The sequence below is a fragment of the Providencia sp. PROV130 genome (assembly GCF_028482225.1).
GTDB classification, from domain to species: domain Bacteria; phylum Pseudomonadota; class Gammaproteobacteria; order Enterobacterales; family Enterobacteriaceae; genus Providencia; species Providencia rettgeri.
Genome location: NZ_JAMPQC010000019.1, coordinates 100,692 through 119,547, shown reverse-complemented (window position 1 = coordinate 119,547; position 18,856 = coordinate 100,692). Strand labels below are relative to the sequence as shown.

15 protein-coding genes are annotated in these 18,856 nt (G+C 42.1%); 12 read left to right on the top strand and 3 right to left on the bottom strand.

Going from position 1 to position 18,856, the window contains the following annotated elements; genetic code table 11:
* Positions 1-138: 138 nt before the first annotated feature.
* A complete protein-coding gene (locus PSF28_RS13640; RefSeq protein ID WP_272685192.1) occupies positions 139-4,803 on the bottom strand; it encodes a tetratricopeptide repeat protein in 4,665 nt (1,554 codons plus the stop codon).
* Between the two features lie 355 nt (positions 4,804-5,158).
* Positions 5,159-6,079 (bottom strand): DMT family transporter, encoded by a 921-nt coding sequence (locus tag PSF28_RS13635; RefSeq protein ID WP_004912327.1) that lies wholly within the window; start codon positions 6,077-6,079, stop codon positions 5,159-5,161.
* Positions 6,080-6,180: 101 nt separating this feature from the next.
* On the opposite strand from PSF28_RS13635, the gene PSF28_RS13630 reads away from it, so the two are divergent.
* The 12 genes from PSF28_RS13630 to PSF28_RS13575 all read left to right on the top strand — a co-directional run bounded on the left by PSF28_RS13630 (position 6,181) and on the right by PSF28_RS13575 (position 17,879).
* Positions 6,181-6,993 (top strand): helix-turn-helix transcriptional regulator, encoded by an 813-nt coding sequence (locus tag PSF28_RS13630; RefSeq protein ID WP_004912323.1) that lies wholly within the window; start codon positions 6,181-6,183, stop codon positions 6,991-6,993.
* A gap of 86 nt (positions 6,994-7,079) precedes the next feature.
* Positions 7,080-8,216: a 4-phosphoerythronate dehydrogenase PdxB gene (gene pdxB, locus PSF28_RS13625; protein ID WP_210837024.1), complete on the top strand. Its 1,137-nt coding sequence runs from the start codon at positions 7,080-7,082 to the stop codon at positions 8,214-8,216.
* Positions 8,217-8,290: 74 nt separating this feature from the next.
* The gene (locus tag PSF28_RS13620; RefSeq protein WP_210837023.1) at positions 8,291-9,301 is read left to right on the top strand and encodes an aspartate-semialdehyde dehydrogenase; all 1,011 of its coding nucleotides are present in this window, start codon (positions 8,291-8,293) and stop codon (positions 9,299-9,301) included.
* A complete protein-coding gene (gene truA / locus PSF28_RS13615; protein ID WP_210837022.1) occupies positions 9,301-10,116 on the top strand; it encodes a tRNA pseudouridine(38-40) synthase TruA in 816 nt (271 codons plus the stop codon). Before PSF28_RS13620 ends, truA begins: the two co-directional genes overlap by 1 nt.
* Positions 10,117-10,181: 65 nt before the next feature.
* Positions 10,182-10,868 carry a DedA family protein gene (locus tag PSF28_RS13610; protein WP_042851864.1) on the top strand — a complete coding sequence of 229 codons (687 nt, stop codon included), beginning with the start codon at positions 10,182-10,184 and terminating at the stop codon, positions 10,866-10,868.
* A 104-nt stretch (positions 10,869-10,972) separates the two neighbouring features.
* Positions 10,973-11,944, top strand: coding sequence for an acetyl-CoA carboxylase, carboxyltransferase subunit beta (gene accD, locus PSF28_RS13605; RefSeq protein WP_210837021.1), 972 nt, complete (start codon positions 10,973-10,975; stop codon positions 11,942-11,944).
* Positions 11,934-13,223 carry a bifunctional tetrahydrofolate synthase/dihydrofolate synthase gene (gene folC / locus PSF28_RS13600; RefSeq protein WP_210837019.1) on the top strand — a complete coding sequence of 430 codons (1,290 nt, stop codon included), beginning with the start codon at positions 11,934-11,936 and terminating at the stop codon, positions 13,221-13,223. The genes accD and folC overlap by 11 nt, the downstream gene beginning before the upstream one ends.
* Before the next feature lie 5 nt (positions 13,224-13,228).
* Entirely contained in the window at positions 13,229-13,870 is a 642-nt protein-coding gene (gene dedD / locus PSF28_RS13595) for a cell division protein DedD (protein ID WP_004912302.1), read from the top strand.
* 179 nt (positions 13,871-14,049) lie between these two features.
* Entirely contained in the window at positions 14,050-14,553 is a 504-nt protein-coding gene (gene cvpA / locus PSF28_RS13590; protein WP_004912301.1) for a colicin V production protein, read from the top strand.
* A 14-nt stretch (positions 14,554-14,567) separates the two neighbouring features.
* A complete protein-coding gene (gene purF / locus PSF28_RS13585) occupies positions 14,568-16,085 on the top strand; it encodes an amidophosphoribosyltransferase (RefSeq protein ID WP_004912298.1) in 1,518 nt (505 codons plus the stop codon).
* A 292-nt stretch (positions 16,086-16,377) separates the two neighbouring features.
* On the top strand, positions 16,378-17,202 hold the full coding sequence (locus PSF28_RS13580; RefSeq protein WP_210837017.1) for a YwqG family protein: 825 nt from the start codon (positions 16,378-16,380) through the stop codon (positions 17,200-17,202).
* A 104-nt stretch (positions 17,203-17,306) separates the two neighbouring features.
* Complete coding sequence (locus PSF28_RS13575; RefSeq protein WP_210837015.1) at positions 17,307-17,879, top strand: UbiX family flavin prenyltransferase; 573 nt, start codon at positions 17,307-17,309, stop codon at positions 17,877-17,879.
* Between the two features lie 3 nt (positions 17,880-17,882).
* Here PSF28_RS13575 and PSF28_RS13570 read toward each other — a convergent pair whose 3' ends face one another.
* On the bottom strand, positions 17,883-18,794 hold the full coding sequence (locus PSF28_RS13570) for a TIGR01777 family oxidoreductase (protein WP_272685191.1): 912 nt from the start codon (positions 18,792-18,794) through the stop codon (positions 17,883-17,885).
* Between the last annotated feature and the right edge of the window lie 62 nt (positions 18,795-18,856).

Here is an 18,856-nt window from a genome sequence, read left to right as displayed (position 1 = left end):
ATTAATATAATTTAAATTATTAGCCAATAATTTCTTAAATCATACTATAAATGGATGTTATGAAATGTTTTTATCTGGTTATAAAAATGATAGTTGTAGATAAAGGCGCCAAAGGAAATTAGCGCCTTCATAATGTAATTATTTATTAATTAGACTGAAATCCCACTCTTTGAGAGCTTTAATGGAATCCTTATCTTGGTATTTAGCACCTAGTTCAAGGTAGTCATGGGCTTTTTGGATATCTTCCTTGGTTTTGTTACCTACCCAGCCGTTATAGTACATATAAGCAAGCTTATATTTTGCCATGGCGTGGTGGTTACCTTGTTCAAGGTTGGTCATATCGTAATATTTTGCTGCGCGGACATAATCTTTTGGCATGCCTTGGCCAAAATAGAGCATATCCCCAGCTAAATGTGCGGTATTACTGTCATTTTGTTGCGCGCCTAAATCAAAATAATAAAGCGCTTTCGGGAAGTCTTTTTCAATGCCACGCTCATTATCTTTACGGTAAAGATTGCCTAAAATATTATAAGCACGAGGGTAGCCATTTTTCCCTGCTAATTCATAGTAGTAGATCATCTTTTGTGTATCTTCGGGGACACGTTCTCCGCGTGCGTAAGCGATACCTAATGAAAAGGCTGACATTTTGTCTCCTGCCTCAGCTTCGACTCGCTGCTTTTCAATTTGCTCGGCAAAACGGCCATATTTCTCGTAGGCTTTTTCATCGGCAACTTGTTTCTCAACCTCTTGTTTATCTTGAGCTGAAAGTTTATCCATTAGCTCAATAGAACTTGGTTTTTTATCAAGTTGCAATGCGTAGTAATAGGCTTGTTTGGCATCACCTTTTTCTACATATGCTTCATAAATTGCGTTAAGTGCATATGTTGGATGGTAATATAACGAAATTTTATACCATTCGATGGCTTTGTCGATATTGTTATCAACATTGCAATCGCCTTTTAAATAGGTGGTTCCCATCTCTTCAGAAAGACTTTCTGGGTAATGAATATAGTGTTTGTCGGTATTTTTCTGGAAATTGCTTTTTTCAATCCACTCCTTCAAATATCGGCTTGCTTTATCCATATCTACATTGTCGCTGTTGCTACAATATTTACCGGGGTAATAGATCTGATAGAGCTTTTTGGTTGCGGCTAAATCGCCCTTATCATAAGCCTGTTGTAAATAAGTTAAGGCTCGAGTGTTATCACTATTGGCATAATAGTGATACAAGTTCACTAGTGCTCCGGTACGATGGTTTTCTTCACTGAGTAGCAACGCTAAATATTTTTGTTCATCTTTGGGGCGGTTGAGCTTCCTTTTTTCATCTTTAATCCCATCTCGATACAAATCCACCAGCGTATTGAAGGCGTTATTAGAAAGTTTCTCATCGGTTGATTTCATACCTTCTTGTAGATATTGAATGGCTAAATCATATTCAGGAGAGCCAGAAAGAATTTCGCTATCATATAAATGAGTTTGGGCTAATTGAATTTTAGAGAAAAGGTCTCCTTGAGCCGTACCTTCAATGTAATTCTGACGTTTTGCTTGGCTATCTTCAGTCACTGAATCAAGGGGTTGATAAGCGGCTAAATTGCCAGCCTTGATACTTTTCTTATACCAATCTTGCGCCGCGAGATCTCTACCGCGCGAACTATACCAATCCCCGAGTTTAATATAAGCGGCTGTATCGCCTTTTTGGGCAGGAACAACGAGGGTTTCATAGACTTCAATATAATCATCAACCCGTTTTGGATTAGAATGTTTGCGTAAATAAATGATGGCTTCATTCCAATCAGGTGCCATTAACCAAGCGTTTTTTTCGTCATTTAGCACGCCCATATAGCGCATCTCACTATAGAGTGCGATGGCGTAGTCATTCCCTTCATCACTCGCTTGTTTTAGGTATTTAGCCGCTTCAAAACGATCTTCCTTGACACCTTGGCCATAGAAATAAGCTCGGCCCACTTTGTATTTTGCAGAAGGGCTGTCATTGAGCGTTTTCATGCCAATATCATAATCATCCATGTACTTGATGAATTCATTACCCCAACTGCCTGATTTAAGGTAATACTCACGTGCTTTTTGTCGATTAGGCTGAACAAGCTGGCTACCTTTTAAATATTGATGTGCCAGTTTACGGGTATAGTCTTTGCTACCAAGGGCGGCTAATTGGTCGTAATAACCTAATATTTTCGCTTTATTGGCATCAAGGTATTGATCTTGTTGGTAATAATCAATGAGCTCTTCAAGTGCGCTTTCTTGATTGAATTTTGCACTTTTCTCTAAATATTCAAGCCATTTTTTCTGATCGACTTTCTGTCCATAATTACCATATTTATATGCATTGGCCAGTGTGCGTAACGCGTCAGGGTCGTTTTGCTTCGCTTTTACTTGAATATTGGCAAACGAGGCTGTGGATTTTTCAATTTCTCGTTTACGGGATTTTAAAAAGCTATAATCAGGATCAGAAATCTGGTTGTAATAGAAAAGGGCGGTATCATAATTGGCATCTTCCCCGTAGTTACCTTCTTGGTAAATTTCCCCTAACTCATATAAGCAGCGGTTGTTTTTAAGTGCCGCACATTTTTTATATTGAGGAATTAAATCTTTTTGAGTCAGTCCAGTAATTTGTTGGAAGCGAGATTTATAATACGCCTTATCATTGTGATAAGTGACGCCATCAAGGTTTTGTGCGATATATAAATAAGCGGATGCACTGCCTAATTCTGCCGCCTTTAAAATATAATCGTATATTGGTTTTATTTCAGCATCACTTAACGTGTCAACTTGAGTTAATTGAGTCAGTTTATTGATCCCATATAAATAGGTGATATCAGAATCATGATTAGTGAGTGGCTCAATTAATTTTTGTGCCTCAGCATGGTTATCATATAACGCCATTTTTACCAATATTGCTTTTGTGTCAGCGCGATTTAAACCAGTTTTTAACAAAACATCTTGAGCGATTTGTAGCTCATGTGGGAGTAATTCGGCTTGAGCTTGAGGTGAATGGAGCACATTGACAATCAGGTTAGCGATTTTATCGGTTTCTGTTGGTCGGTATTTTAATAATGCAGCGGCATAATAAACTTGGCTGTTAAAATTCTGATTGATTGATTTTTCATATAAATCAAAAGCGTGACCGTTATTTTTTTCTGCATCCTCTTTGAGTAAATAATCAGCATATAAATAAGCTAAGGAGTAATTTTCGCGTTTAATGACATCCTCTTTGAGGATATCGATAATCGTTTTTTCATCGATAAGTGCTTTAATATCATAGCGATAATATAATTGTACTAATAGGCGCTCAGCGGTGGATGGATAACCGTTTGTATTAAGGTTGTCGATGAGTAACTTAGCCGCTTTTTGCACATCCTGCTTAGTACCAAATGCAATAATATAATAACGTGCTAATTGCACTTGAGCATCATAAGTGGGATCTATACGATTTGCTTTTTCTAAAGCAGCGAAGGCTTTTTCTGGTGAAAACAACGGACTGCCTTTAACACTATAAACATCACTGGCTACCATTAAAGCTTCTGCGGAGTTCGGATGTTTTTCTATTAAAATAGGGGTGTATTTAGCGACAGTATTACTGAGTTTTTGGGTTGGAAACTCGTAACTGGAAATCGCTCGTTGATTGATGGTAACTAGCGCGTCTAAATCACCAAGATCTGCGGCAGCGGTGAGATATTTTTCAGCTAAAGCGTCATCACGCTTAACGTCGCTAAATGTACTGCCTGAATAAACTTTATAAGCCTGATACATTGCGGGAGGATATTGGCCTTCAGCGGCATCAGTTAAATCCTGAATACGATCTTTGTCGGCTTGGTAATTTAAATATAAGGCTTTAGGTTGTTTGGCCTCTACAAGCGGCCGGATATAAGCCATCGCACGGTTTTTATTTCTCCGCACGCCATCGCCAGTCATATATTTTTGGTACAGAGCATAGATAGCGTTCTCGTCACCACGGCTAGCACGCTCTTCTAAATTAGTGATGACTTTTTGTTTTTCTTCTTCTGTTTGTGAGCCATACAATGATAAAGCTCCTGGTTCTAATTCACTTGCGTCAGAAATGTATTCTAGCGCAGAGGAAAAAGAGAGGCGTTCGTACTTTTTGGCTAGTAACGGGTTCGGTGGTACGCCGTTACCGCCATCTTCATAAATTGATGCGAGTAACATCGCGGGTAAGGGAAAGTCGTTGCTAACAAGCGGTGTTAATATTTCAACGGCTTTTTTACTGTCATTCTCTATGTCATGAGCGATATAACCCAAGGCAAATTTGGCCAATCTTGAGCCTTGGTCAGAGGCCAACGTAAAATATTGGCGAGAGAGTTCGATATTTTGCGGTACTTCTTCGTATTTATCAGCTAAATAAATACCTCCAACCATTTCTTGTGCTTCTTTTACACCGAGGTCAGCGGCTTTAGTTAAAGAGGTTAAACCATTTTCATCTGTTGAAGTGTCTTCTATTAGGTGTTTATAACGGAAAAAGCCAAGGTTATATAACGCATTTTTATTGTTAGCTTCCGCCGCTTTAATTAGCCAGTTTTGAGCTGCTACATCATCGGCTTTCGTGCCAATACCATCTTTATACATCATAGCTAAGGCAAAAGCGGATTGTGAGTCTTTCTCTGCGGTTTTTTGGAATTGTTCAAACGCAGCTTGAGATTCACCTTGTTGATATAAATCATAGCCTAATTGTGAGGGAGAAGATGAGTTGGTGGTATTGACGAAATAAATGCCAATGGCTACAGCAATTATTATCAATACGAACAACCCAACTTTAAACGGCTTAGTCATTGTCATTCCTTATCATAGTGGTTACTTGCCACGATCCATTTAGATTTATCGCGCTATAACGGCTTATTGAGTGGAGTTGATACTCCTAAAGGGGTATTTGATTTTGCTTAAGTCTAATTGGAATTCCAGAAGATTCAATCGGATTATCCTTCATCTGAAAAACGGTAATCCGATAAATGATACCAATGATGGGCGAACTAAAGGTGAATTGAGTGATTTTAAAATGTCACAAAGTATTAATAATGAGGAATATTAAAGGAAAATAAACGAAGGAATGAAGAGGATTTCAAACATAGCCCCACAACGTGGGGCATATGAGTGACGACATTGCATTTATTGCTTTTGTAACTCTATTCTACTGGCAAGAATCCTCTTGAACCACCTTTTTTTCACGGCGGAATAATTCTGTCAGTGGCGTACGTAATTGTTGCGCTAACATTACCCCGAGTAAGACCACACCACCACCGATTAAATGGTAACTTTTGAGTTCTTCACCTAAGGCAAAAATGGCGATAATGGCGGTGAAAACGGGTGCTAGGTTCATAAAAATGGAGGTTGTATTCGCCCCAAGGCGCATAACTCCTTGGATCCATAATGCAGGCGCAATAATGGAAGCCGCAATACCTGCAAATACCACTAAACCGATATTTTGGCTGTTCAGCGAGACATCTTCAGCTAATAAGAAATTAGGGAACAGCATGATAACGCCAAAGAAAACTTGAACGTACAGTGAGTCCCAACTGGATAACTGGATTGACCAACGTTTAGTAAGCACACCGTACAGGGCATATGCCGCAGACGCAACCAACATCATGGCTTCCCCTTGGCCTAAGCCTTGTGAGAATAACGCGCTTGGGCTTCCTTGGCTCACTAACCACACTAATCCACATAATGAAAGAATTGAACCTAGCACAATCCCCACGGTAGGAATAACGCGTAGTACAAAAATACTAATAATTACTGTTAGTAATGGGATCATGGAGTTCATAATTCCCATAAAAGTAGCGCTCACGCTGTGCGCGGCATAATAAGCTAAACTTTGGTATAGCATCATCCCTAAAGCGCCTAAAATGGCAAGCTGCCACCAATGCTTCCTGACCATTTTAAAATTTCGAAGCACAGAACGTAATACAAAAGGCGTCATTACAAGCAAGGCCAGCGCCCAACGGTAAAAAGAGATTGCCGCAGGGTCAATAGCGGTTGATGCCGCTTTGTTAACAATGGCATTAATTGACCATAATAAAACCGCAATCAGCGGAAAAAGAAGATTTTTCATTAAAACACTCTCCCATATTGAATGGGCGCTAGTATACATCTGTCCGATTTTTTATATATACTGATAACCAGACAATCGATAACGCTTTTCAGACAGGTACCATGGAAAATTTAAAATCAGACATTTGGCAAATCAGCGAATGTAATATCGCAGAGCCTGAATTGGTTGCTTTTCGGCATGAGCAAACTGCCGCACTCACTGAGTATAAATCCCATTCGCATCCTTTTGGACAAATGCTGTATGTGGTGTGTGGCATCATGGAAATGGAGGTGGCTGGCCAACATTATTTAGCGCCGCCAGAGTTTTGCATTTGGATCCCTGCGAATATCCCCCATGCTAGCTTTAATAAAGAAAGTGTCAAATTTCGGATTATAGATTTTGCTCATGAATACAATCAAGTGCTGGCTCAACGGCCGTGTGTGATTAAGCTTAGTCCGATATTTCAATCAATTATGACGGATATGTATCAACGCGGTATTGTTCAGCCTGAAACAGAGCAAGACTTGCGTTTGGCTCATGTGCTGATTGATCAATTTCCATTGTCTCCATGCCAAGACACCTATTTACCTGTTTCAAAAGATAAATTTCTTGCTCCCATCTTGTTAGAGCTACAAGGTGACCCTGCAGATAACACAACGTTAGCACAATGGGCAAAACGCTATTATACATCGGAACGCACATTATCAAGGCGCTGCCAGCAAGAGTTAGGAATGTCGTTTAGTGAATGGCGTCAACGTTTACGCTACCTACACGCCGTTGCCGGGCTAGAAAAAGGAAAAAGTGTACATGAAGTTGCATTGGATGTTGGATATAGCTCGGCATCCGCCTTTATTGCGATGTTCCAGCAAATATCAGGTGTGACACCAGACCGTTTTCGAGCGAAAGAATTTACAGTAGAAGGTAACCTCTCATAGGCATCTGGCTTAAACCGTGGCAAAATATTGCTCCACTTATCTATATAACGACACACAACAAACAAGTGATTGATTGGGACAACAGCGTGAAAATTTTAGTCGATGAGAATATGCCATATGCTCAAACTTTATTTAGTGAGCTTGGTGAAGTGAAAGCGGTACCGGGGCGTCCTATACCAGAACAAGAATTAATTGATGCAGATGCATTAATGGTACGTTCTATCACTAAGGTTAATGAATCACTGCTCGGTAATACACCGGTTAAATTTGTTGGAACCGCGACAGCCGGTTTTGACCACATTGATACCGAGTGGTTATCAACCGCAAATATTGGTTTTTCATCAGCACCGGGTTGTAATGCGATAGCGGTCGTTGAATATGTCTTTTCCTCACTATTACTGCTAGCGGAACGCGACAACTTTGATTTGCGTGATAAAACAGTAGGAATTATTGGTGTTGGTAATGTCGGAGGGCGTTTAGCTGCTAGGTTATCGGCTTGGGGAGTCAAAACATTACTCTGTGACCCACCGCGTGCAGCCAAAGGGGACGACGAGCTATTTGTTTCTTTTGAAGATGTGCTCAAGCAAGCTGACGTGATAACCTTCCATACTCCGCTGAATATGTCTGGGGAATATCAAACTTTCCATTATATGGATGAAACGGGTTTAGCAAAATTACGAGATGGCACCATTTTAATTAACGCAAGTCGAGGTGAAGTAGTTGATAATAAAGCATTATTATCTGTACTTAATCGAGGAAAAAAACTGAGCGTTATCTTAGATGTGTGGGAGCCAGAACCAGATTTAGACACTGCACTTTTAGCATTAGTGGATATCGGTACTCCGCATATTGCGGGCTATACGTTAGAAGGCAAAGCCCGAGGAACGACGCAAGTTTATGAAGCTTACTGCCAGTTTCTCGGCAAATCGTCACAAATTTCCCTTTCATCCTTATTGCCTAAGCCAGATATCAATCAATTAACTTTCAATGGTAAATTAACGCAAAACCAGCTCAAAAGGTTAGTGCATCTCGTGTATGATGTGCGCCGAGATGACGCAGCGTTAAGAGCGGTTGCAGGGGTAAAAGGCGAATTTGATAAACTGCGTAAAAATTATCAAGAACGTCGTGAATGGTCATCCCTTGAAGTGATTTGTGATGATGAACAAACGGCATCAAAACTCAATATACTGGGTTTTAAGGCAAGTTTAGTTAGCACAAAATAAATGAGTTAAAATGATCACCTATTAAATAGCGCCAATTGGGGCTATTTAATTTTTTATTTTTTAGAGGAATAGCCATGACTGAAGGTTGGAATATTGCAGTATTAGGCGCAACCGGTGCTGTAGGTGAAGCTATTATTTCACTGTTACAAGAAAGAGAATTCCCAGTCGGCGAGCTGTATTTACTGGCCAGTGAGCGTAGTGCAGGGGAGAGCGTACGTTTTAATGGCAAAAGTATTCAAGTTGAAAACGTGACTGATTTTGATTGGTCACAGGCACAAATTGCCTTTTTTGCAGCGAATGAAGGTGTCAGCCTACAATACGCTGAATTAGCGGCGCAGGAAGGGTGTATTGTCATTGATACTAGCGGCGTATTTGCTCAAGAACCCGATGTACCACTGATTGTCCCAAATGTGAATCCGCAAGTACTCGCTGATTATCGCAACCGTAATATTATTTCATTGGCAGACAGCTCAGTGAGTCAATTATTAACGGCAATCAAACCGCTGATGGACGCGGCAGGGTTAGGGCGTATTACCTTAACCAATATGTTGTCGGTTTCCAGTTATGGTAAAGCCGCTGTCGACGAGCTGGCAGGGCAAAGTGCGCGTTTATTAAATGGTATTCCTGCTGAAGAAGGCCGTTTTAGTAAGCAATTAGCCTTTAATATGTTGCCATTATTGACTGACATGGAAGGCAGTGTCGTTCATGAACGTCGTTTGGTTGAGCAAGTGCGTAAAGTACTGCAAGATGATGGCTTACCAGTGGCCGTTAGCTTTATTCAATCCCCTGTTTTTTATGGGAATGCGCAAGTCGTTCATTTAGAAACGTTGCGCCCAATGAGCGCAGAAGAAGCTAACGAAGAACTTGAACGTTTTGAAGATATTCAGGTCTCAGAAGAGGGTGATTATCCTACCCAGGTGACTGACGCGTCTGGTCATGACCAATTAAGCATAGGTTGTGTACGTAATGACTACGGCATACCAGAAATTTTACAGTTTTGGTCAGTGGCTGATAACGTGCGTTTCGGTGGCGCGTTGATGGCGGTAGAAACAGCAGAGAAACTGGCTCAGGAGCTGTTTTACTAATGTCTGAGTCTACACAGTTGTATCGAATCGCATTAGGTATTGAATACAACGGCAGTCGTTATTTTGGTTGGCAACGTCAGCAAGAAGTTAAAAGTGTTCAAGGCTGTTTAGAGGAAGCTTTGTCAAAAATTGCCGCGGAGCCAATTAGTGTGTTTTGTGCAGGGCGTACAGACGCGGGTGTCCATGCTACGGGGCAAGTGGTGCATTTCGAAACCTCTGCCATTCGTAAAGAAGCGGCTTGGACAATGGGGGCGAATACCCATTTACCTGCGGATATCGCTGTTCGCTGGTGTAAACCGGTGGCTGAAGAGTTTCATGCACGTTTTAGTGCAACAGCGCGTCGATATCGTTACGTGATTTTTAATCATCGTTATCGGCCTGCGATTTTATCGAGTGGCGTAACGCATTTTCATTATCCACTCGATGAAAAAAGAATGCATGAAGCGGCACAGGCACTATTGGGTGAGCGTGATTTTACCTCATTCAGAGCAGTCCAGTGTCAGTCAAGGTCGCCATGGCGTAATGTGATGCATGTGAATGTCAGTCGCCACGGTAATTATGTGGTGGTAGACATCAAAGCCAATGCATTTGTTCACCATATGGTGAGAAATATTGTCGGAAGTCTGTTGGAGATTGGATGTGGTAACCAAAACATTGATTGGATGGCGCATCTTCTTGAATTAAAAGACCGTACAAAGGCAGCTGCAACTGCAAGAGCAGAAGGGTTGTATTTGGTGAGTGTCGATTACCCAGAGAAGTTTGAGCTACCTCAGAATGTGATGGGGCCGCTTTTTCTGGCAGATGAACTGATGTAAAGCGAATTTTTATTTATCTCATAATTATTGCAAATAGCATGGATGCTATTATTGATGAGGATTATATGGAATTTATCACTTTTATTATCGACTTTATTTTACACATCGATGTACATCTTGCTGAACTGGTCAGAGATTATGGTACGTGGGTCTATGGTATCCTGTTTCTGATCCTATTTTGTGAAACAGGGTTAGTGGTCACACCATTTTTACCGGGAGATTCGTTATTATTTGTTGCTGGCGCGATTTCGTCATTAGACAGCAATGACCTGAATGTCCATTTAATGGTCGCGTTAATGATTACTGCAGCGATTATTGGTGATGCGGTAAACTACACCATTGGGCGTATTTTTGGTGAGAAATTATTCAAAAATCCGGACTCGAAGATTTTTCGTCGGGTTTATTTAGATAAAACCCATGCTTTTTATGAAAAACATGGCGGTAAAGCGATTATACTGGCGCGCTTCGTGCCGATCGTCAGAACTTTTGCACCATTCGTTGCAGGAATGGGTAAAATGTCTTATCGTCACTTTGCTTTTTATAATGTGACGGGCGCATTTATTTGGGTATTATTATTCACTTATGCGGGTTATTTCTTTGGTGAATTACCGTTCGTACAAAAGAATTTGAAATTACTGATAGTCGCGATTATCTTTGTTTCAATTTTGCCGGGCGTTGTTGAAATTATTCGTCATCGTCGAATAGCAGCGAAAGAAAAGCGTGCGGCAGCGCAAAAAATCGATAACCACTAGATGGTTTAACAAGTTTTTATCCACAGTGAGATATCATTGTGGTTTAATGGCAAAAAATTACATACTGGTGATAACCAGAGTGAATCAGACAAAAAGGTCCATTAATGAGCTGGATTGAAAAAATTTTAAAGAAAGGTAACTTGACCCAATCACACAAAGCCAACATCCCAGAGGGAGTTTGGACTAAATGCGATAGCTGCGGGCAAGTACTATATGGTGCTGAATTAGAGCGTAATTTATCCGTGTGTCCAAAATGTGACCACCACATGCGAATTCACGCACGTCAGCGCTTAGAAACCTTCCTTGATGAAAACTCAACAACAGAATTAGGCAGCGAACTTGAGCCTAAAGACATTCTGAAGTTCAAAGATTCAAAAAAATATAAAGATCGTATTGTTGCAGCACAAAAAGAAACCGGTGAAAAAGACGCGATCATCGTGATGAAAGGCACGTTGAAAGGTATGCCAGTTGTGGCTGCGGCGTTTGAATTTGCCTTTATGGGCGGTTCAATGGCTTCAGTTGTCGGTGCGCGTTTTGTCCGTGCTGTTGAACAAGCTCTGGAAGATAACTGCCCGTTGGTCTGTTTCTCTTCAAGTGGCGGTGCACGTATGCAAGAAGCACTGTTGTCATTAATGCAGATGGCAAAAACCAGTGCCGCATTAGCAAAACTGCAAGAGCGTGGTTTACCTTACATTTCAGTATTAACTGACCCAACCATGGGTGGGGTGTCTGCAAGTTTGGCAATGTTAGGCGATATTAACGTGGCAGAGCCGAAAGCGTTAATTGGTTTCGCAGGGCCACGTGTTATCGAGCAAACTGTTCGCGAAAAATTACCGCAAGGCTTCCAACGCAGTGAATTCTTACTTGAAAAAGGCGCGATTGACATGATAGTTCGCCGCCCTGAGATGCGTGACCGTTTAGCTGAAATATTGGCGATGTTAACCAATAAACCAAGCTTTAATGAGACACCAATCATCGTAGCGGAAACGGTTGAAATCGACATCGATGCCGTTGATGAACTTGATGCCCAAGAGCCAAAAAAGGATTCTGAAAAGCATAAAAAAGATGATGAGTAATCTAATCATTCCTAATGCCAAGTCTCCATTGGAGGCTTGGCTTTCTTATCTCACCGACTTACATAGCCAAAATATTGATATGGGGTTGGAGCGAGTCGGTCAAGTTGCTAGGAAAATGAACCTAACGCAGCCTGCCCCCAAAGTTATCACTGTGACGGGAACCAACGGAAAAGGGACAACTTGCCATACACTAGAGTCCATATTTATGGCGTCTGGCTTAAAAGTTGGGGTATACAGTTCACCGCATCTTATCCGTTATACCGAACGCGTTCGTATTCAAGGCCAAGAACTTCCCGAGTCTGATTTCTGTGAGGCATTTGCCATAATTGAAGCTCAGCGAGCAGATATTTCTCTCACCTATTTTGAATATGGCACTTTGGCCGCACTGCAATTATTTAAACAGGCTAAACTCGATATTGTGATTTTAGAAGTCGGTTTAGGTGGGCGGTTAGACGCGACCAATGTCGTTGATGCAGATATAGCCGCAATCACCAGTATCGCACTTGATCACACTGATTGGCTTGGTTCAGACCGTGAACATATTGGTTATGAAAAAGCCGGTATCTTCCGTGCTGGCCATTATGGTGTGGTTGGTGAGCCGGATATGCCAGCTTCAATCAGTCAAGTGGCAGAGCATTTAGGCACGAAGCTATTTCGTCGTGGGACGGATTGGCAATACAGTGAGCAAGCAAATAGCTGGTCGTGGCAAAGTTCACAGCGTGAATGGCATAATTTGCCGTTACCGAATGTCCCTTTAGCAAACGCAGCAACAGCACTCGGTGTGGTGAGTTGCTTATTGGAAATTGATGCTGATATTGCCCAAAAAGTGACTGAGTCCGCTATTCATCGAGGTTTGGAATCAGCTCAATTACCAGGGCGCTTCCAAATTATCGGTGAAAAACCGTTGATGATCTTGGATGTGGCGCATAACCCTCATGCTGCAGGCTACTTAGTCAGTAAATTGGCTGCCTTACCTGAAACTAAAGGTCGTCATATTCGTGCGGTTGTCGGGATGCTAGGTGATAAAGACATCAAAGGTACGCTTGAGTGTTTATCACAACAAGTCACCGATTGGTACCTTGCGCCATTAACTGAGTTTAGGGGGGCTGATGTGGCTCAACTGAGTCAACATTTACCGACAGCTAACCAGTTTGACAGCGTAGAAAAAGCGTGGCAGCAAGCTTGCATCGATGCAAACGAGCAAGATGTGATTGTGGTGTGCGGGTCATTTCATACCGTTGCTCACGTCATGATGTTATTGGAAAATCAAGAAGGATAGTGCCGGTGGCTAGTAAATTTCAGAATCGACTTGCTGGCGCCATTGTGCTTGTTGCAGTGGGGGTTATAGTGCTTCCTGCTCTGCTTGATGGCGATAAGAAATACAATGAAAATGAATTTGCGGCCATTCCTATTATCCCTAAACCGGGTGATGAAGAAGATATTGAAGCAATAGCGCCTATTGTCAGTACGACAACCACCGCTTCTTCAGAAGGTGCTTCTGAAGCCATGTTGTCAGAAGCCATTACGCAGCAACAGAATGAGCAGGTTGAAACTCGGCCATCGACGACAACTCCTGCGCCGAGCGTAGTTGAACCCGTCAAGCCGGAGCCTAAGCCTGAACCTAAAGTTGAGCCGAAACCACAACCCAAACCCGAGCCTAAGCCAGAACCTAAGCCTCAACCACAGGGCAAAGCGTTTGTTGTGCAAGTGATTGCATTGAACAACGCAAGTAAAGTTGAAGAGATTGTCGCTAAACTAAGGTTGTCCGGTTACCAAGTTTATACGGTTCCTGCCAAGCCGGTGAATAATAAACTCACGCGGATCTACGTCGGGCCTGAGGCTTCAAGGCAGAGACTAGAAGCGGCTTTACCAGAACTGAATAAGATTACGGGGACAAAAGGGATAATCCAAAGCTATAAACCTTAAAATAGAATTTAAATAATCCCTAAAAGGTAAGGGGATTTAGTAACTTACTGCGGCGATTATGATTTTTTCTTTTCGCCGCTATTTTTTTTAATTTGATAGAAAAATGGTTACGCAAACGTTTTCGTTTTCTGTTAGAATGCACTTCGCTGATGTCGTGAGTGCGAATTTTGGAATGAAATATGGTCTGGATAGATTACACAATTATCGCCATTATTGGCTTCTCGGCACTAGTTAGCTTGATCCGTGGTTTTGTACGAGAGGCGCTCTCACTGGTGACATGGGGCTGTGCTTTTTTTGTTGCGAGTACGTTTTATCCTTACTTAGCGGGCTACTTTACCCGTTTTGAGGATGTGCTGGTTAGAAATGGCATTGCTATCGCCGCACTGTTTATTGCCACATTAATTGTTGGCGCGGTGGTGAACTATGTGATTAGCTCGTTAGTACAAAAAACCGGGTTATCAGGTACAGATCGAGTTCTGGGGATCTGCTTCGGTGCGCTGCGTGGTGTGTTAATAGTTTCGGCATTACTGTTTTTTCTCGATACATTTACACCATTACCTCAAAGTGAGGACTGGCAGCGTTCGGAACTTATTCCGCAGTTCAGTCATATAATCAGGTGGTTTTTTGACTACCTGCAAAATGCGTCAAGTTTCCTACCGGAGAACATTTCTCCGTCTGGCTGATGAGGAAAGACTAAATGTGCGGTATTGTCGGTATCGCCGGTGTTACACCGGTAAACCAATCAATTTATGATGCTCTCACGGTGCTTCAGCATCGTGGGCAAGATGCAGCAGGTATTGCCACGATTGATGGCAAAAACAACATTCGTTTACGCAAAGCAAATGGTCTTGTTAAAGATGTGTTTGAAACACGCCATATGCTGAGATTACAGGGCTGCATGGGGTTAGGGCATGTCCGTTATCCAACAGCAGGTAGCTCAAGCGCTTCTGAGGCGCAGCCTTTCTACGTAAACTCACCTTTTGGTATTACACTTGCGCATAATGGTAATCTGACAAACGCTCATGAACTCACTCGGAGTTTATTTGAAACCGCGCGTCGCCATGTTAATACCACCTCTGATTCTGAGATATTACTGAACGTATTAGCGCATGAGCTGGATAGGTTTGATCATTTCCCTCTTGAGCCAGACAATGTTTTCAGCGCTGTGTCAGCCATGCATAAAAAATTACGCGGTGCATATGCTTGTGTAGCGCTAATTATTGGCCATGGTATGTTAGCTTTCCGAGACCCTCATGGGATCCGCCCGTTAGTACTAGGGCGTCGCATTACTGAAAGCGGTGAGCATGAATATATGGTCGCTTCAGAAAGTGTTGCACTTGATACATTAGGGTTCGAATTTTTACGCGATGTTGCTCCGGGCGAAGCGGTCTATGTGACGGAAAAAGGGCAACTATTTACACGCCAATGTTCTGATAACCCGCAATTGACCCCATGTATCTTTGAATATGTGTATTTTGCTCGCCAAGACTCTTTTATTGATAAAGTGTCTGTGTATAACGCAAGATTACGCATGGGGCAAAAATTGGGCGCCAAAATTGCTCGAGAATGGGAAGATTTAAACATTGATGTGGTAATTCCTATCCCAGAAACATCGTGTGATATCGCGCTAGAAATCGCACATATTCTGGATAAACCATACCGCCAAGGTTTCGTGAAAAATCGTTATGTTGGTCGTACGTTTATCATGCCGGGTCAGCAAGAGCGTCGTAAATCAGTCCGTCGTAAGCTCAATGCGAACCGCGCGGAGTTTCGTGATAAAAACGTCTTACTCATTGATGACTCCATTGTTCGCGGCACAACATCTGAGCAAATCGTTGAACTCGCGCGTGAAGCGGGAGCAAAAAATGTTTACTTTGCTTCAGCGGCACCAGAAGTGCGTTTCCCGAACGTATATGGCATTGATATGCCAAATGCAAATGAATTAATAGCACACGGTCGCGAAGTGGATGAAATTCGCAAACTTATCGGTGCAGATGGGCTAATTTTCCAAGATTTGACCGATTTAGTCGCTGCCGTCCGTGAAGAAAACCCTGAAATCACAGAATTTGAGTGCTCCGTGTTTGATGGTATTTATGTGACCAAAGATATCGACCAAAGTTATTTAGACTACCTAGAAAACTTACGAAAAGACGATGAGTTAAAGTTGAAGGATCAGAGTGAGGTTGAAGACCTAGAGATTTATAACGAAGGCTAAATTTTCGTCAATTTTCGTCATAGTTTGGGCTACAGCGTTGTTGGCTTCACAAATTCGCCCTAGTCACGTAGTTTTCTACGCTCCTAGGGTCTCTTTGCTAGCCGCCTAGCTGTAACCCTAACTATATAGAAAATCCACAGTGATTCTGATTTTTCCCATCTTTAATCTGTAGCCTAAAATATCAAGAAAACTATGACGTTAAATGAAGGCGTAAGTTACAGTTATATCTGATTTAAAATACGTAAAAATCGAGTAAGCTAGAGGGACATTAACTGCCTATTTGGAGCGATATATGGCTGATTTCAACTCCCTTCCTGATGTGATTAAACCTTTTGTAGATAAAATCAAATCCACTAAAAAATCCCTTGTTGAAATGACGTTAACCCCAGTTGAAGACTATATATTATGGGATAGTCGTGTCGGGGGAATGCCGTATTTGCCGCTAAATGAAAAGTATCCGACGAATAGCGAAGGAACGCCGCTCAAGTTACTTGCCCAAATTAATTTTGCACAAATGCCTAACTTAGAAAATTACCCTGAAAAGGGCATTTTGCAGTTTTTTATTGGTGGTGATGACTTATATGGAGCCGACTTTGAACAAAGGCAAAAACAGGAAGATTTCTGCATTATTTATTGGGAAGAGGTTATTGAAGATGCCGCCCAATTAACCCAAGATTTTTCCGCCGTGATTGCAGCCCATTCCGATGATTACTATACCCCTATAGATCACCAATACAGTATTGAATATACGCCTGCGGAACAGTTCATCAGTATTGATGATTTCCAATTTGGCCAGAAAATTTTAGGAGTTGATAACCTCTACGATTATGAGGACCAATTTGACGGTGAAGACTTTTACGACGAATGGGTTGAGCCTTACAGTGATACTTTTGAATCAGGGGCACATTGCATAGGCGGTTATCCGTTCTTCACTCAAACCGACCCAAGAGAATACGAAAAAGATATTCAACAATATGAATTACTTCTCCAAATAAATACCGATTATGAAATAGGGATTATGTGGGGAGATATGGGAGTGGGTAATTTCTTTATTCACCCCGATGACCTGAAGAAAAGGGATTTTAGTCGAGTTGTGTATAATTGGGATTGTGGTTAATTGCTTAAATTTTCATTATAGATAGGGTTGCAGCATTGTTGGTATCTGCAATTTGAGTGAATATTGTATATAATGCGCTGAGTTATCGTGAATAGGGCAGCGAAATGAAAAAACTGATCATTGGGTTAACAGGGGCGAGTGGGGCTATTTATGGTGTCCGGTTGCTTGAAGTGTTGAAACCTGTTAAAGAGGTGGAAACCCATTTGGTGATGAGTGCGGCTGCCCGTCAAACATTAGCATTAGAAACTGACTATAGTGTAAAAGAGGTTCAGCAGTTAGCTGACCATAACTATGATAGTCGCGATATCGCCGCTGCAATTTCTTCAGGTTCGTTTCGCACTGCTGGAATGGTGATCATGCCCTGCACCATGAAGACACTGTCTGGCATTGTTCATAGCTACACTGATACCTTAGTCACAAGAGCGGCCGATGTGGTCCTCAAAGAAGGGAAAAAATTGGTGTTAGGTGTACGAGAAACACCATTACATTTAGGCCATTTGCGCTTAATGGTACAAGCGGCAGAGATGGGAGCCGTGATCATGCCCCCGATGCCAGCGTTTTATCACCAACCTGAAACAATCCAAGATATTATCAACCAAACCGTTAATCGTATCCTTGATCAGTTTGATATAGAACTGGAGCAAGACCTATTTCACCGCTGGCAAGGGGGGAAATAACCCTTACTCATCTGTATGTGGAATAAGCAAGTCAGTAAGCGCTTCTTTTAATTCTATATGCTCAAACTGGAATCCTGCTTCTTCCAACCTTTTGGGAATTGCCTGTTGACCACCCAACACCAGTGCTGCAGATTCTCCCATGATGGCCTTAATCACAAAAGCGGGCGTTCGCACAAATGAAGGGCGATTGATAACATCACCTAATGTGGCAGAAAATAAGTCATTATGGACTGGATAAGGCGATGTCATATTAAAGGGTCCAGAAAGCGTTGGGCTATCCAATAGAAAACAAATTGCCCGAACCATATCGTTGATATGTATCCATGGCATATATTGTTTTCCGTCACCGATTGGACCTCCCGCTCCCATTTTGAAAATGGGGAGAATTTTAGCCAGTAAACCACCATTCGCCGATAGCACTAGGCCTGTGCGTAATAAACAAACGCGCGTTTTTTCCGATTGTGCATTAGTGGCTAACGCTTCCCAATGCTGTGTGAGTTGGTGAGTAAATTCATCGTGGGGTTGCTCGTCTTCAGTCACGACCGACTGGCCTTGGTTGCCATAATAACCGACAGCAGAACCCGATAAAAATACTTGTGGTGGCGTTTCACTAGCGAGGATTAACTCGCTCAGCTTTTGCGTCAATTTCCAACGACTATCGCACAATAACTTTTTTTGTTCTTCGGTCCAGCGCTTTTCCGCGATCGGTTCGCCAGCAAGGTTAATAACGGCATCAAAGTCATTCAGGTGAGTTTGATCATTAAGAGACGTCCAGCACTCAACCGCCTTGCAAAAATGGCTATAAACTTTCTGCGGAGAACGGCTTAACACAGTAACCTGATGTCCAAGAGAAATCAGTTTTTGGATAAGTGGTGTTCCGATTAGCCCGGTGCCGCCTGTTATGAGTATCTTCATCGCCATCCCCGTCATATTTCAAACCGCAGCGTTGTTGCTTGCGTTCTGTCAGCTTAGTCACA